The sequence below is a fragment of the Archangium sp. genome (genome assembly GCF_045802675.1).
In the GTDB taxonomy this organism is placed as follows: domain Bacteria; phylum Myxococcota; class Myxococcia; order Myxococcales; family Myxococcaceae; genus Archangium.
The window spans coordinates 42,536-55,401 of sequence record NZ_JBJMQO010000042.1 but is presented as its reverse complement, the minus strand read 5'-3'; the positions used below and the strand labels follow the sequence as shown (position 1 = coordinate 55,401).

Here is a 12,866-nt window from a genome sequence, read left to right as displayed (position 1 = left end):
GGTTCCGGGGGACCCCTCACCCCGGCCCTCTCCCCAGGGAAGAGGCGGAGGCCTTCGCGAGGGCCGTGAGCAGCGCGGCCATGTCGCCCGGGGTGAGCACCTGGCTCGCCGCGCCCCGTGCCCTCGCCGCCCCCGGCATGCCGTCCACCACGCAGCTGGAGCCCTCCTGCGCCACCGTCAGCGCCCCCGCCTGGTGCATCGCCAGCAGGCCCCGCGCCCCGTCCTCCCCCATCCCCGTCAGCAGCAGCCCCACCGCCCTCGCCCCGTAGAAGCCCGCCACGCTCTCGAAGAGCACGTCCACCGAGGGCACCGCCACGCCTCGCGACGGCTGCGTCTGCAAGCGGCCCCCTCGCACCGAGAGGTCCCGGTCCGCTGGCGCCACGTACACCGTCCCCGGCTCCAGCCACTCGCCGCCCTGCGCCACCAGCGTCCGGTGTCCCGTGCCGCCCAGCCACTTCGCGAACCCTGGCTCGAAGCCCCGGACGATGTGCTGCGCCACCACCACCGGGAAGGGCGCCGGCACCGGCAACGCGCGCAACAGCTCGTACACCAGCGGCGGCGCGCCCGTGGAGCCTCCAATCGCCAGCAGCGAGCACGGCTTCGTCTCGAGCCCCGGCGCCACCGGAGGCGGCACGGGCTGCAACGCCTGCAGGCGCGGCGACGTCGTCCGCCTCCGGCCCACCACCCGCGCGTGCGCCATCACCCGCACCGTGCGCAGCAGCCGCTCGCGGAACTCCTTCACCGCCTCCAGCCCGCCCGCCGTCGGCTTGCCCAGCACGTCCACCGCTCCGGCCCGCAGCGACTCGAAGGTCCTGTCCCTCCCCGGCATGCCGAGCTGCCCGCTCAACACCACGATGGGGCACGGCGCCGTGGCCATGATCTCCGCGATGGCCTCCACCCCGTCCATGCCCCCGGGGAGCACCAGGTCCATCAGCACGAGCTGGGGATTCCAGCGCTGCACCGCCGCCACCGCGTCACGGCCATTGCCCACTGCCGGCAGCAGCTCGAGGTCCGGCTCGCGGCGCAGTATCTGCTCGAGGAAGGCGACGACGGAGCGCGAGTCCTCAACCAGCAGCAGCTTCAACGGTGCGGCCTCCCAACCCGTGAGCTCTCCACCAGGCCGAGGGGCCTGTGCGGCCCCAATCCTTATCACGTGCGCGGGCCGCACCGCCCGCTTGCCGTGTCACTTCTTGCCGGAGGCCTTGCCGGGGCTCTTCTTGAGCTGCGCCGTCACCTTCACCAGCGCGTCATGCGGGCAGAGCGTGGTGTGCTTCGCCCGCTCGTAGCCGCGCAGGGAGATGGAGACGATGACGGGCGTGCCCGGCAGACACTCGAGCCCCACCGACACCGGCGTCTCGCCCTGATCCCTCCCATCCACCAGCACGGTGGCCCCGGAGGGCTCCGAGTCGATCATCAGGACGGCGCCGTCGAAGTCGGCGCGCTCCTCGCGCGTCACCGAGCCCGGGGGCGCCTCCTGGGGAGCGGGCGTCTCCGCCGCCACGGGGGGCGGCGCCACCGGCTCCTCGGAGAAGGTGGGCTGGAGGGTGAGCATCCGCGGCGTCAGCGACAGCTCGCCGAGCAGCAGCGGGCGCACGACGAGCCCCACCGCCGCGAGCGCGCACAGGGCCGAGGCCAGCTTCAGCCCCGCGGCCAGCCACTCGGTGCGGGAGGGGCCCGGGGAAGCGGGGCCGCCCGGCTGCACGGGCCGGGGAGGGCCTCCATCCGAGGCGCGTGCCATGGGGGCGCCGCCGGGCAGGGCGGGCTCCGCCGTCTGTCCCGGAAGCTGCTCGGGCGCCCGCTCCGGCGCCTGGGGTGCATGGGTGCCGCTCACGACTCCACCTCCCGCACTGCGCCGCGCTCAGCCCACCACACGGAAGACCTCCTTGAGCGTCGTGGTCCCGGCATTCACGCGCGCCAGGCCCGCGGCCAGCAGGGGCACCATGCCCTCCTGCACGGCGACGTCCTGCGTGCGCGAGGTGGGCACCTTGGTGTTGACGCACTCGCGGATGGCCGGGCTGACGCGCAGCACCTCGTAGAGCGCGGCGCGTCCCAGGTAGCCCGAGCCGCCACAGCGCGCGCAGCCCACCGGCTTGAAGAAGGGCCCCGCGGTGGACAGCCCCGCGGCCTCCAGCCGGGCCAGCTCGTCGATTTCCAGGCTGCTGGGCACGCGGCAGTGCGGGCACAGCGCGCGCACGAGCCGCTGCGACACGCTGGCCACGGAGGCGGACGCGAGCAGGAAGGGCTCCACGCCCATCTCGATGAGGCGGTTGAAGACGCCCGCCGCCGAGGTGGCATGCACCGTGGTGAGCAGCAGGTGTCCGCTCAGGCCCGCCTGGATGGCGGTGCGCGCCGTCTCCGCGTCGCGAATCTCTCCCACCATGATGACGTTGGGGTCCTGCCGCAGCACCGAGCGCAGGCCCTGGGCGAAGGTGAAGCCCTGCTCGGCGTTCACCTGCGTCTGGGAGAAGAGGGGCACGTCGTACTCGACGGGATCCTCGATGGTGGCGATGCGCGTGAGGTCTCCGCGCGTCTGCTTGATGTAGCCGAGCGAGGAGTACAGCGTCGTCGTCTTGCCCGCGCCGGTGGCGCCCGCCACGAAGATGACGCCCTGGGGCGAGTCGAGCAGGCGCTGGTAGGACTCGACCACGCCCGGCGGAATGCCCAGCTTGACGAGCTCCGGCAGGCGCACGGTGCTGCGGGCGATGCGCAGCGCCACGGACTCGCCGTGGTTGGTGGGCAGCAATGACAGACGGATGTCGGCGGGGCCCTCGGGGGTGCTGATGCCGAAGTGGCCGTCCTGCGGCTTGTCCGAGCGGAACAGCACCACCTTGGCCAGCACCTTCATGCGGTTGATGAGGCGCGGGTGGTGCTCGCGCGGCATCATGAAGACCTCCTCGAGCACGCCGTGGACGCGGAAGGCCACGCGGGTGCCCGTCTCCAGCGGGTGCATGTGCACGTCGCTGGCGCCCACGCGGATGGCCCCGTCCAGCAGCACGTCCACGAAGGCGATCATGTCCGGCTCGGAGCGGGAGACGTAGCCGCGCAGCACCTGCTGGAGCTCGGCGAGCATCTCGCGCACGGCGAACGCCACGTCCGCGTCCACCACCGCCAGCGGCGAGAGCGCGGGCCGGCGCGCGAAGGCCAGGCGCGAGCGGCGTACGCGCGACTCGGCCCAGGCGCCTCCCGCGCCCAGCGCGAGGCACAGCCCCACGCACCCGAGCAGGGCCGGCGTGAAGATGAGCCCCAGGAAGCGCGAGCCCACGCGGCGCGCACTGTCCACGTCCGGGAGGGGATTCTGGTACAGCCACGCGCCGATGCTCCCCACGAGCACCAGCAGGGCCAACACCCAGAGGACCTGGGTGGCTCTTCTCAGAGGGTGGATCATTCGAGGCCTCGCACGCTAACAGGCGGCACCGCGTGCCTCAATGAACCGACACCCCGCGTGCGGGGCGGCGCGCGCGTCAGCGGAAATCCTCAGTTCAGACGAAACCGGGGGAGCCGTGAGATGATTCTTGCGAGCCGCACGGGCATCCCCGAAGGTGCGGCCCCTGTCAGACGTCGCGCGGCCGGGCTGCGTCTGCGCTCTTCCCTGGAGCCGTCTTCCATGTCTCGCCGAATCCTCGTCCTCTTGTGTGCGGTATTCGCGCCGGGCCTGGCCGTGGCCCAGGGCGGGAGCCCCCTGCCGACCTTTGGCCTGCAGCGCCTGCAGCTCGAGACCTCCGGGTTGGGCTCGCTGGTGGTGGGGACGGGCCGGACGCTGGACCCGGGCGTCGTGCGCGTCTCGGCGCAGGTGCACTACGAGAGCCTGCCGCTCAACTTCGCGCGCTCGTGGGACCCGGCCGTCAGCGCGAGCAGCACGGTGGAGAACAAGCTCACCGGGCACCTCACCGCCGCCGTCGGCGTGCTGCCCTGGCTGCAGGTGGGAGCGCAGCTGGCCTACGTCCTCGTGCAGGCGGGCCACGAGACGCGGAACGTCCCACCGCCCAATGGCCAGGGACTGGACTCGCCGTGGGTGTCGGTGCGCGCGGCGCCGCTGCAGGTGAAGAACGGGGCGCCGCTGAACCTCGGCGTGGAGCTGGCGGCGGCGCTGCCGGTGGGCCGGGCGGAGATTCTCGGGCGGGACACGTACGCGGTGAATCCCAAGCTGCAGGCGGGCCTCCAGGGCGAGAGCTACCAGGTGGGCGCCGAGGTGGGGGCCCTGCTGCGTCCGCGCCAGGATTTGTCGCGGCTGACGGGGCGCGAGCAGGACGTGGTGGGCAGCGAGCTGCGCGTGGGCACCACCGTCACCTCGCGAGGGAAGAACGACACCGCGACGCGGCCCGAGGTGAGCCTGCTGGTGAACCTGCCCCTGCAGGGCGGCCGGCCTGGCGGTGAGCTGCTGCTGGGCGTGCGCAAGCACACCGGGAGCACGCTGGACCTGTACTTCCTCGGAGGCTTCGGCCTCGGCACTTCCGTCGACCTGCCCGGCGTCCGGCTGCTGGCGGGCGCCTCGTTCGCCACCGGCGACGTGGACTAGCACCGCGGCGGCCAACGGGTGCGGGCCAGGCCCATGAGCGACGGCGTGGTGACGCTGGACGGCGACATCAACAGCCTCGCGGCCAGGCGCCTGGCCGGTGTGCCCGCCTGGTGGGTGCCCGGCGTGCGCGACGTGGTGCACGGCGAGCCGCGGCGCCGCATGGCGGAGAACGGCGTCTGGTACGTCTTCGGCGTGGACAAGGTGGAGAACCCGCTCACCGTCCTCGCGCCGTGAGCGGCCTGCTCCGGGCCCGGTGATGGCCCTACGGGACAGGCCAGGGTTACAGTGCTCGCCCGGGTGGACCCGCGTGGGGTCCCCGCCGCACTGGCACCACGAAGGAAGACTCGCCGATGAGCCGTCACCCCCTGCGCACCTGGATGCTGACCGGAGCCCTCGCGGGCTCCCTGGCCCTGTCCTGCACCTCCGAGGAGCCCTTCCCCAACGTCGACGAGCTGGAGCTGCTGCAGAGCCTGCACAGCCCCACGCGCACGCCCCCGAAGGACCCGACGAACAAGTATGGCGACCTCCCGGCCGCGGCGTCGCTCGGCCAGCGGCTCTTCAAGGACCCCGGCCTGTCAGGGTGCGGCAACATCTCGTGCCAGAGCTGCCATGACGGCGAGGGCCGCTCCGTGGACACGCCCAAGGCCACCGGCTGCGAGGGCCAGCTCACCGGGCGCAACCCGCCCTCCGTCCTCAACTCGGGCTACAGCACCTGGTTCATGTGGGACGGCCGCGCGGACCGGCTGTGGAACCAGGCCCTGCTGCCGCTGTTGAGCACCGTGGAGATGGCCTCCAGCCCCACCCTCCTCCGCGCCCGCCTCTCCGAGCTCTACGCCGAGGACTACCGCGCCCTCTTCGGCAAGCTGCCCTCGGAGGAGACGGACGACAACGTGCTGCTGGCCAACTTCGGCAAGGCCATCGCCGCGTACGAGCGCACGCTGGTGCGCAACGACGCGACCTTCGACCAGGACGTCATCCGCTTCCTCGAGGCGGTGCAGGCCGGCAAGGCCGAGTCGGACCCGGCGTACCTCGGGCTGAAGACGTTCGTGCGCACGGGCCAGTGCGCCGCGTGCCACAAGGGCCCCTCGCTCAGCGACGACCAGTTCCACAACATCGGCGTGAAGGACCTGAGCGACAGCAAGCGCGGCGTGGCGGAGGCGGCCGGCAAGATGCTCGGCTGGCCCTTCAACTCGGCGGGGCCCTACAGCGATGCGCCCTCGGGCGTCGAGTCCTCGCGGCTCCAGCGGCTGAGCAGCGACCTGCAGGAGAAGGGCCCGGAGCTGGAGGGCGCCTACAAGACGCCCACGCTGCGCAACGTGGAGCTCACGGCGCCGTACATGCACACCGGCGAGCTCAAGACGCTCGAAGACGTCGTCGAGCTGTACAACAAGGGCGGCGAGCCCGCGGGCAACTACGCCGGCGCGGTGTCGAAGACGATCAAGCCGCTGGACCTCTCCAAGGAGGAGAAGCAGGCATTGGTGAAGGTGCTCAAGTCGATGACGGGAGCGGCGAAGTAGGCCGCCCTCAGGGCTGCTGCGCGGCGGGGCCAGGGCCCTGCTGCGCGGGCGGCGCCGGAGCCGGCTTCACGTCCGTGTTCTGGCCGGCGACGATCCACCACCGGCCCCCCGTGCGCTTCATCACGAAGCGCATGCGGGTGCGCAGCACGCCCGGCTCGGTGGGCTGCACTCCCGGAGGCAGCCCCGTGTAGCCCGTCACCACGTGCTCCATGTCCACCACGGCCACGCCGGGCTCGAGGAAGCGCACCTGGCTCACCGTCACCTGCGTGTGGCTCTCCTTGAAGACGCGGGCGAAGACGAAGGCGTGCCGCTGCTCTATCTCCGCGCGGCCCCGGAAGACCGAGCCCACGATGTTGATGAAGTCCGCGTCCGGAGCGAAGTCCTTGCTCCAGGCCGCCGCGTCGTGACGGTTCCAGGCCTCGGCCTGCTCGGCCACCAACTGGCGCAGCACGGCCTCTTCCTTGGACTGTCCTCGTGCGCCCTCGGCGCGAGCGGGAGGGGCAACACAGAACGACAGGGCCAGGGCCGTGGCGGCCACGATTCGGAGGAACGGGTTCATGGAGGACTCCTCTACACTGGAGCGCATCCCCTGTGCACTTGCCACGCCATGGCGTGAGGGCCCGTAGCCGGGCCCGCTGACGTGTCAGTGGACGCGCCAGCCGCGCTTCACCCGCGCTGGGGACCGGGAGACTCCGCCGGCCGGGGCGCCTCGGCTCCAGCCCGGGGCGCCTGGATGAGCGGCCACGCGCGCTTGAGGGTGACGGCGACGGAGGCGGCGATGGCGGCCTTCACGCAGTCCCCGGGGACGAAGGCCAGCGAGCCCAACGCCGCCTTCGCCAGCGGCAGCTTCGCGGACACGGCGAGCCACGGAATCCCCACCGCGTAGATGACGCCGATGCCGCCGAGCACGTTGATGGCGAAGGCGAGCGGCACGGACAGCCGGCGCCAGGCGCGCTCGGTGAGCCAGCCGATGACGAAGGCCGCGGGCAGGAAGCCCACGAAGAAGCCGCCGGTGGGCCCGGGGTACACGGCGAGCCCGCCATTGCCTCCGGCGAGCAGCGGCAGCCCCGCGGCCACGAGCACGTGGAAGAGCAGCAGGGACAGGCCCGCCTTGCGCGCCCCGAGCGTGGAGCCCGCGAGCATCACGCCCAGCGTCTGCGCGGTGATGGGCACGGGGATGAAGGGCAGCGTCAGGGGAGGCATCAGCCCGAGCACGGCCATGAGGGCGGCGAACAGGGCGACATGGACGAGGTCGCGGGTCTTCACGAGGGTTCCTCGGGGTCGAAGCCACGCGCGTCGATGGCCTCGGCGAGCGTGTCCGCGGTGCGGAGGGTTTTCACGAGCAGCGGCACGAGCACCGCGACGGGGTTGGACTCCAGCCCGCGCACGCGCTGGGCCTCCTGGATTTCGCGCAGCCACTCGGCGAGCAGGGGGATGAAGCGCAGGGTGAGCGAGAGCAGCAGCCCCAGCCGCGCGGGATTCACCCCGAAGCGGGCCAGGGGACGCAGGGCGCGCTCCATCGCCTCGAGCATGTCCGAGGCCCGCGTCGTGAGGGACACGAGCGTGGCGAGCAGCAGCAGCACGGCGAGCCGCAGCACGGCCTCGAGCGCGGGGACCCAGCCGGAGAGCAGCGCGTGCACGAGCAAGAGCGGAACGAGCACGAAGGCGGAGAGGCGGAGGACGGGAGCCACCTCGCGCGGGCGCAGGCGGGCGAGCGCGTAGAGGCCGAGCGTCACCCCCAGTGCCGCGCAGAGGACGGGCAGCGAGGAGAAGAGCAGCAGCCCCGTGCCCGCCGCGAGCAGGCCGAGCATCTTCGCGCCCGCGGGGAGGGCGTGGAGGGGCGAGTCACGGTGGAGGTAGAGGCCGAGGCTCACGCCATCATCCGGACGTAGGCGTCGAGGGCGACGGAAGGGACGTCATCGAGGACGACGCGGCCCTCGTCGAACACGAGCACGCGGTCGAAGTCGCGCAGCAGTTCGAGGTCGTGCGAGACGACGATGGCCGTCTGGGGCATGTCGTGGATGACCTGGGCGAGCCGGCGCTTGTTGCGCAGGTCCAGCAGCGTGGTGGGCTCGTCGAAGACGACGTAGCGCGGCTCCATGACGAGCACCGAGGACAGCGCGAGCAGCTGCTTCTGCCCTCCGCTGAGCTGGTGCGCCGGGTGGTGGCGGAAGTCCTCCAGGCCGTAGCGGCGCAGGATGGTGGTGACGCGCGTGGAGATCTCCGCCGCGGGGAGCCGGAGGTTCTTCAGCCCGAAGGCGAGGTCCTCCTCGACGGTGGGGAGGACGATTTGATGGTCCGGGTTCTGGAAGACGAAGCCCACCTGGCGGCGGATGGCGCGGGCCTCCTTGCGGGTGTCGAGCCCATCCACGAGCACCTGCCCCTCGTCCGGCACCAGCAGCCCGTTGAGCAGCCGCGCGAAGGTGCTCTTCCCGCAGCCATTGCTCCCCACCACGGCGATGCGGCGCTCGGAGAGCGTGAGCTCCAGTCCCTTGAGGACGTGACGCTCACCGAAGTGGTGGTTGACGGCGTGGAGGCGGATCATCGCTACGGCTGGGGGCCGCGCGACTGTACCGCCTTTTCACGCCGTGGGGTGGAACCCGATTCCACGAGAGGGGAAGTATCCCCGCTCAGTGCACGTGCACCGGCTCGGACCCAGACGCCGGAGCCCTCGCGGTCTCGGCCTCCTCGGCGCGCTCCGCGGTGACCCCCGGGAGGCTCTTGGACTGGATGCGCGGCAGCCGGTTCGCGTGCAGGCCGGTGATGAGGCGCACGTCCCGCCGCTTGGTGAGATACGTGTACGCCCAGCCGACCATCACCGAGAGCTTGTTGCGGAAGCCCACGAGGAAGGTGATGTGGATGCCCAGCCACATCAACCACGCGGGCCGGCCACTTACGCGGACCTTGCCGTAGAGCACGCCGATCGCCGAGCCCCGGCCGATGACCGCGAACGAGCCCTTGTCGTGGTAGCGGAACGGCTCCAACGGCTGACCCTCGACCTTGCGGCGGATGTTCTTCGCCACGTACCGGCCCATCTGCATGGCCGCCGGAGCGATGCCCGGCACCGGCTTGCCGTCCTGCACCACCGAAGCGAGGTCCCCAATCACGAAGACGTCCTCATGGCCGGGCACGGTCAGCGTGGGCTCCACCTTCACCCGGCCCGCCTTGTCGAGCGGCACCCCCAGCGTGCGCGCCAGCGGCGAGGCCGCCACGCCCGCGCCCCAGAGCACCGTGCGCGCCGGGATGCGGGTGTCGCCCACGCTCACGCCCAGCTCGTCCACGCCGGTCACCATGGCACCGGTGCGCACCTCCACCCCCTGCTTCTCCAGGTCCTCGCGCGCCCGCTGCGAGAGCTCCTCGGGATAGGTGTTGAGCACGCGCGGGAGGCCCTCCAACAGGAGGATACGGGCGCTCGCCGTGTCGATGCGCCGGAAGTCCCTGGGCAGCGAGTGCCGCGTCATGAACGCGAGCGCTCCCGCCAGTTCCACACCCGTGGGGCCCGCGCCGATGATGATGAAGGTGAGCCACTCGCGCTGGCGCTCGGGGTCGGACTCGCGCTCGGCGGCCTCGAAGGCCAGCAGCACGCGCTCGCGGATGTCGCGCGCGTCGTCGATCGTCTTGAGCCCGGGAGCGAATCGCGCCCACTCGGGATGGCCGAAGTACGAGTGCGTCGCGCCCGTGGCGAGCACCAGCGAGTCATAGGGAATCTCGCCGCCATCGGAGACGACCACCTTGCGCGCCAGGTCGATGGACTGCGCCTCGGCGAGCAGCACGGTGGTGTTCGGGCTGCGCACCACCTGGCGGATGGGCGCGGAGATGTCACCCGGACTGAGCACCGCGGTGGCCACCTGGTAGAGCAGGGGCTGGAAGAGGTGGTGGTTGTAGCGGTCGATCAACGTCACATCCACGGGAGCGCGCTTCAGCCCGCGCGCCGCCTGGAGGCCACCGAAGCCTCCGCCGATGATGACGACGTGATGTCTTTCCCGGTTGCGTTCCATGGCGGCAAAGGTGCGGAGCCCTGGAGCCAGCGACCACCGTCCGGAAGGGACGGCCGGGCCTCTGGAAATCCCGCATGCCTGCTCGCCCTCGGAGCAGGAGCCCGAGCCACCGCCGGCCCCTCACCCCTTCAGGCGCCGTAACCCCATACCCAACGCGTAGAGCCCCGAGGCCCCGAGCAACAGGAACTTCATCCCCGCCGCGAGCGCCGCCAGGCGGAGCAGGGACTCGGGCGGCTGCGGGAACCGGTCCAGCGCGAGCCAGAGCGCCAGGTCCTCGAGCGCATCGAGCAGCGCCGCGACGAACGGGGCCACGGCGAGCCACGTCCCCAGCGCCGCGAGCCACCCGGACGCGGCCCGCGCGGCCAGCAACGTCAACGACGAGAACAGGAAGGGATAGACCAGCAGGTACGGCACGTCGTACCGCAAGGACGAGCGCGCCGCCTCCCTGCCAGCCTCGCCCCAGGCCGAGTACATCCGCATCGCCCGCTCGGCCGACCACGCGAATTCGTAGCAGACGATGCCGTACGGCTTCAGCGCCTCATTGATGGCGAACAGCTTCACCGACAGCACCGCCGTGAGGACCGCGGACAGGGCGGCGATGACCCAGAGTGTCCTGCTCGAAATGCCCGCGAGTCCCTTCATGGCGTGCGTCCCCTCGTGCGTGCCCGCTACTTCACCAGGTGGAAGGCGGTCTGCCGCTGGAAGGCCCAGCGTACCTTGCCACTCGCGTCGACGATGACGTCCTCCTCCTGCGCCGAGCGCACCTTCTGCCCGCCCCACTCCGGCACCGGGCTCGTCGCCTGCAACTCGATGGAGAACCACTGGTTGGCAATCACCTTGTGGTCCCCGTTGCCCGGCACGCCCTCCTGCCGGTCCCACAGGCCAATCATCGGTCCCGCGCCGTGCCCGTTGAGGCCAATGGGGTGCGAGTACACCGTGCCGTCGAGGCCCTCGGCCTTCATCCGCTCGCGCGAGGCCTCGAGCAGCTCATTGCCCGTCCGCCCCGGACGCAGCTCCGCGAAGACGATGTCCTGCAGCCGGTTGCTGCTCGCCAGCGCCGCCTTCAGGCCGGCGGGCACGTCCGTCTCGCCCTCGCGCAGCACGTAGCCCATGTGCTGCGTGTCCGTGTTCAGCCGCAGCGCCGTCACCCCGAAGTCGCAGTGCAGCACGTCACCGCGCTCGATGACGGGGTCCTCGCCCAGCTCCGCTTCCGTCTTCCCCTGCCGCTGCACCTCCACCGACGGCTGGAACCACGTCCCCAGCCCCAGGTCGTTCACCCGCTGCCGCATCCACCACACCACGTCGCTCGTGCGCGTCTTGCCCGGAGTAATCACCTGGTTCGAGAAGCCCGTCCCGATGATGTTCCACGCCAGCTTCGTCAGGTCCTCGTAGAAGCGCTCCTCGTCCGCGCTCCGCCACGCGATGAGGTCCACCGCGAGCCCCTCCGCGGGCTTCATGCGCGAGGTCCACCCGGTGCCCAGCGCCTCGGCCATGCCCTCGTACTCGCCATGCGACAGCCCGTCCGCGAAGGCGAACGTGCGCGACACGTTGATGCCGATGACCTTCGGCTCGCGCTCCTCGAGCACCGCCTTCAATAGCTTCCACTGGTCCGGGCCCCACAGCTCGGCCTGCCGCGTCACTCCGCCGCCGTCCACCTGCATCTGCGCGCGCCGGGCCTCGTACACCCCGCCCTGCGTCCCGCCGCCCAGCGCGAGCCGCTCCACGCCCTTCTCCGGCCCCCGGTCGTGGAAGACGTAGATGGTGCGCCGCCGCGCCGCGAACGTCGTGGGAGATACCAGCGCCGGGAAGACGGGATCCTCGTTGTACTCGCGCATCGGCACCACCCACAGCTCGATGCCGTACTGGCGCATCAGCGCGGGCAGCGCCGTGTCCATGCGCTCGCGCAACCACGCCTGCTGCCGCGTGGCCTGGTCTCGCAGCGAGCCGAAGGGACGCTCGGGCGCGGGGGATTCCGGTGCATGGGAGGCCGGGGCCGTGGTGGCACAGGCGGACGAGAGGAGGAACAGCGGGACGAGCAGACGACTCCAGGTGTTCTTCATGGCCGCGCAGCTTCGCACGAGCCGGCGCGGCTCGCGCGCTTCCGCGCCTTCACCCCGCGTCACGGCTCGGGCCGAGCGCCGGGTGTTAGCCTCGCGGGCCCAGGCCATCACTCGGAAGGCGCCCCATGCTCTCGCTCGTCTTACTGCTGCTCACCCAGGCTCCGATTTCGATTCCGTGCGCGCCGAATGACCTCACGGTGGTGTGCAGCTGCAAGCAGGGCGCACTGAGCGCGTGCCAGTCACTGTCGCTGAGCGAGCCGGAGCAGGCAGCGGAGCTCCTCAGGCAGTTGGAGCAGCTCGCGGCGCACGCGAAGGCGGAGGAGGAGTCCAGCCAGAAAGCGGAAGGGGAGATCCAGGCTCAAGCCCAGTCCTCCGAGGATTGTTCCGAGCCCGTTCAGTGCAAGGGGCAGTTGCACCACATCATCTCCAAGCGCATCGCGGATGCGCTGGATAACCATAAAGCCCTCAAGGGTCACTACACGGCCCGGGACCCACGCTTCGTCAGCCGGGCCGTAGATAAGAAATCCCACTGCGGCTACCAGGAGTGGCACCGGAAGGTGGATGCCGAGGTCGTCGCATGGCTCGATAAATACAGGCGAGCCACTCCCAAGCAGTTCGAGGACTTCCTTCGGGAGATCTACAATCGGCCCTTGATGCGAGCGAGATTCCCGAATGGCTTCTGAACCTCCGATGTCACCCCGGTTCTTCGTCCTGGAAGAAGGTGTCCTCGGGTCGCATTACGATGCCCAGGTCGACAAGGCCAGGCCCGTCAACC

14 protein-coding genes are annotated in these 12,866 nt (G+C 71.2%); 4 read left to right on the top strand and 10 right to left on the bottom strand.

Annotated elements, in window-relative coordinates; translation table 11 throughout:
• Positions 1 to 16: 16 nt before the first annotated feature.
• The 3 genes from ACJ8AN_RS12550 to ACJ8AN_RS12540 form a co-directional block, all read right to left on the bottom strand.
• Positions 17 to 1,084: a chemotaxis protein CheB gene (locus ACJ8AN_RS12550; protein ID WP_407755546.1), complete on the bottom strand. Its 1,068-nt coding sequence runs from the start codon at positions 1,082 to 1,084 to the stop codon at positions 17 to 19.
• A 99-nt stretch (positions 1,085 to 1,183) separates the two neighbouring features.
• Positions 1,184 to 1,831, bottom strand: coding sequence for a PEGA domain-containing protein (locus ACJ8AN_RS12545; protein ID WP_407755545.1), 648 nt, complete (start codon positions 1,829 to 1,831; stop codon positions 1,184 to 1,186).
• A 27-nt stretch (positions 1,832 to 1,858) separates the two neighbouring features.
• Positions 1,859 to 3,385 (bottom strand): GspE/PulE family protein, encoded by a 1,527-nt coding sequence (locus ACJ8AN_RS12540; protein WP_407755544.1) that lies wholly within the window; start codon positions 3,383 to 3,385, stop codon positions 1,859 to 1,861.
• Between the two features lie 219 nt (positions 3,386 to 3,604).
• Between ACJ8AN_RS12540 and ACJ8AN_RS12535 the strand changes: the two genes are divergently transcribed.
• The 3 genes from ACJ8AN_RS12535 to ACJ8AN_RS12525 all read left to right on the top strand — a co-directional run bounded on the left by ACJ8AN_RS12535 (position 3,605) and on the right by ACJ8AN_RS12525 (position 6,033).
• Positions 3,605 to 4,516 (top strand): flagellar motor protein MotB, encoded by a 912-nt coding sequence (locus tag ACJ8AN_RS12535; RefSeq protein WP_407755543.1) that lies wholly within the window; start codon positions 3,605 to 3,607, stop codon positions 4,514 to 4,516.
• A 33-nt stretch (positions 4,517 to 4,549) separates the two neighbouring features.
• Positions 4,550 to 4,750, top strand: a complete 201-nt coding sequence (locus tag ACJ8AN_RS12530) for a BON domain-containing protein (protein WP_407755542.1) — start codon at positions 4,550 to 4,552, stop codon at positions 4,748 to 4,750.
• Between the two features lie 116 nt (positions 4,751 to 4,866).
• Positions 4,867 to 6,033 (top strand): cytochrome-c peroxidase, encoded by a 1,167-nt coding sequence (locus ACJ8AN_RS12525; protein ID WP_407755541.1) that lies wholly within the window; start codon positions 4,867 to 4,869, stop codon positions 6,031 to 6,033.
• Between the two features lie 7 nt (positions 6,034 to 6,040).
• Here ACJ8AN_RS12525 and ACJ8AN_RS12520 read toward each other — a convergent pair whose 3' ends face one another.
• The 7 genes from ACJ8AN_RS12520 to ACJ8AN_RS12490 all read right to left on the bottom strand — a co-directional run bounded on the left by ACJ8AN_RS12520 (position 6,041) and on the right by ACJ8AN_RS12490 (position 12,091).
• Complete coding sequence (locus ACJ8AN_RS12520; RefSeq protein WP_407755540.1) at positions 6,041 to 6,592, bottom strand: SgcJ/EcaC family oxidoreductase; 552 nt, start codon at positions 6,590 to 6,592, stop codon at positions 6,041 to 6,043.
• A 107-nt stretch (positions 6,593 to 6,699) separates the two neighbouring features.
• Positions 6,700 to 7,299, bottom strand: coding sequence for a biotin transporter BioY (locus ACJ8AN_RS12515; protein WP_407755539.1), 600 nt, complete (start codon positions 7,297 to 7,299; stop codon positions 6,700 to 6,702).
• A complete protein-coding gene (locus tag ACJ8AN_RS12510) occupies positions 7,296 to 7,907 on the bottom strand; it encodes an energy-coupling factor transporter transmembrane component T family protein (RefSeq protein ID WP_407755538.1) in 612 nt (203 codons plus the stop codon). The genes ACJ8AN_RS12515 and ACJ8AN_RS12510 overlap by 4 nt, the downstream gene beginning before the upstream one ends.
• A complete protein-coding gene (locus tag ACJ8AN_RS12505) occupies positions 7,904 to 8,578 on the bottom strand; it encodes an energy-coupling factor ABC transporter ATP-binding protein (RefSeq protein WP_407755537.1) in 675 nt (224 codons plus the stop codon). Before ACJ8AN_RS12505 ends, ACJ8AN_RS12510 begins: the two co-directional genes overlap by 4 nt.
• 85 nt (positions 8,579 to 8,663) lie before the next feature.
• Entirely contained in the window at positions 8,664 to 10,031 is a 1,368-nt protein-coding gene (locus ACJ8AN_RS12500) for an NAD(P)/FAD-dependent oxidoreductase (RefSeq protein ID WP_407755536.1), read from the bottom strand.
• 120 nt (positions 10,032 to 10,151) lie between these two features.
• Entirely contained in the window at positions 10,152 to 10,673 is a 522-nt protein-coding gene (locus ACJ8AN_RS12495) for a hypothetical protein (protein ID WP_407755535.1), read from the bottom strand.
• Between the two features lie 26 nt (positions 10,674 to 10,699).
• Positions 10,700 to 12,091 (bottom strand): M24 family metallopeptidase, encoded by a 1,392-nt coding sequence (locus ACJ8AN_RS12490; RefSeq protein ID WP_407755534.1) that lies wholly within the window; start codon positions 12,089 to 12,091, stop codon positions 10,700 to 10,702.
• A gap of 125 nt (positions 12,092 to 12,216) precedes the next feature.
• Between ACJ8AN_RS12490 and ACJ8AN_RS12485 the strand changes: the two genes are divergently transcribed.
• Positions 12,217 to 12,774 (top strand): Wall-associated protein precursor, encoded by a 558-nt coding sequence (locus tag ACJ8AN_RS12485; protein WP_407755533.1) that lies wholly within the window; start codon positions 12,217 to 12,219, stop codon positions 12,772 to 12,774.
• Positions 12,775 to 12,866 lie beyond the last annotated feature (92 nt).

Coding starts and splice junctions, on each gene's coding strand:
- ACJ8AN_RS12520 (WP_407755540.1), bottom strand. CDS start 6,592: ATGAACCCGTTCCTCCGAATCGTGGCCGCCACGGCCCTGGCCCTGTCG.
- ACJ8AN_RS12495 (WP_407755535.1), bottom strand. CDS start 10,673: ATGAAGGGACTCGCGGGCATTTCGAGCAGGACACTCTGGGTCATCGCC.
- ACJ8AN_RS12500 (WP_407755536.1), bottom strand. CDS start 10,031: ATGGAACGCAACCGGGAAAGACATCACGTCGTCATCATCGGCGGAGGC.
- ACJ8AN_RS12525 (WP_407755541.1), top strand. CDS start 4,867: ATGAGCCGTCACCCCCTGCGCACCTGGATGCTGACCGGAGCCCTCGCG.
- ACJ8AN_RS12485 (WP_407755533.1), top strand. CDS start 12,217: ATGCTCTCGCTCGTCTTACTGCTGCTCACCCAGGCTCCGATTTCGATT.
- ACJ8AN_RS12540 (WP_407755544.1), bottom strand. CDS start 3,385: ATGATCCACCCTCTGAGAAGAGCCACCCAGGTCCTCTGGGTGTTGGCC.
- ACJ8AN_RS12490 (WP_407755534.1), bottom strand. CDS start 12,091: ATGAAGAACACCTGGAGTCGTCTGCTCGTCCCGCTGTTCCTCCTCTCG.
- ACJ8AN_RS12530 (WP_407755542.1), top strand. CDS start 4,550: ATGAGCGACGGCGTGGTGACGCTGGACGGCGACATCAACAGCCTCGCG.
- ACJ8AN_RS12505 (WP_407755537.1), bottom strand. CDS start 8,578: ATGATCCGCCTCCACGCCGTCAACCACCACTTCGGTGAGCGTCACGTC.
- ACJ8AN_RS12535 (WP_407755543.1), top strand. CDS start 3,605: ATGTCTCGCCGAATCCTCGTCCTCTTGTGTGCGGTATTCGCGCCGGGC.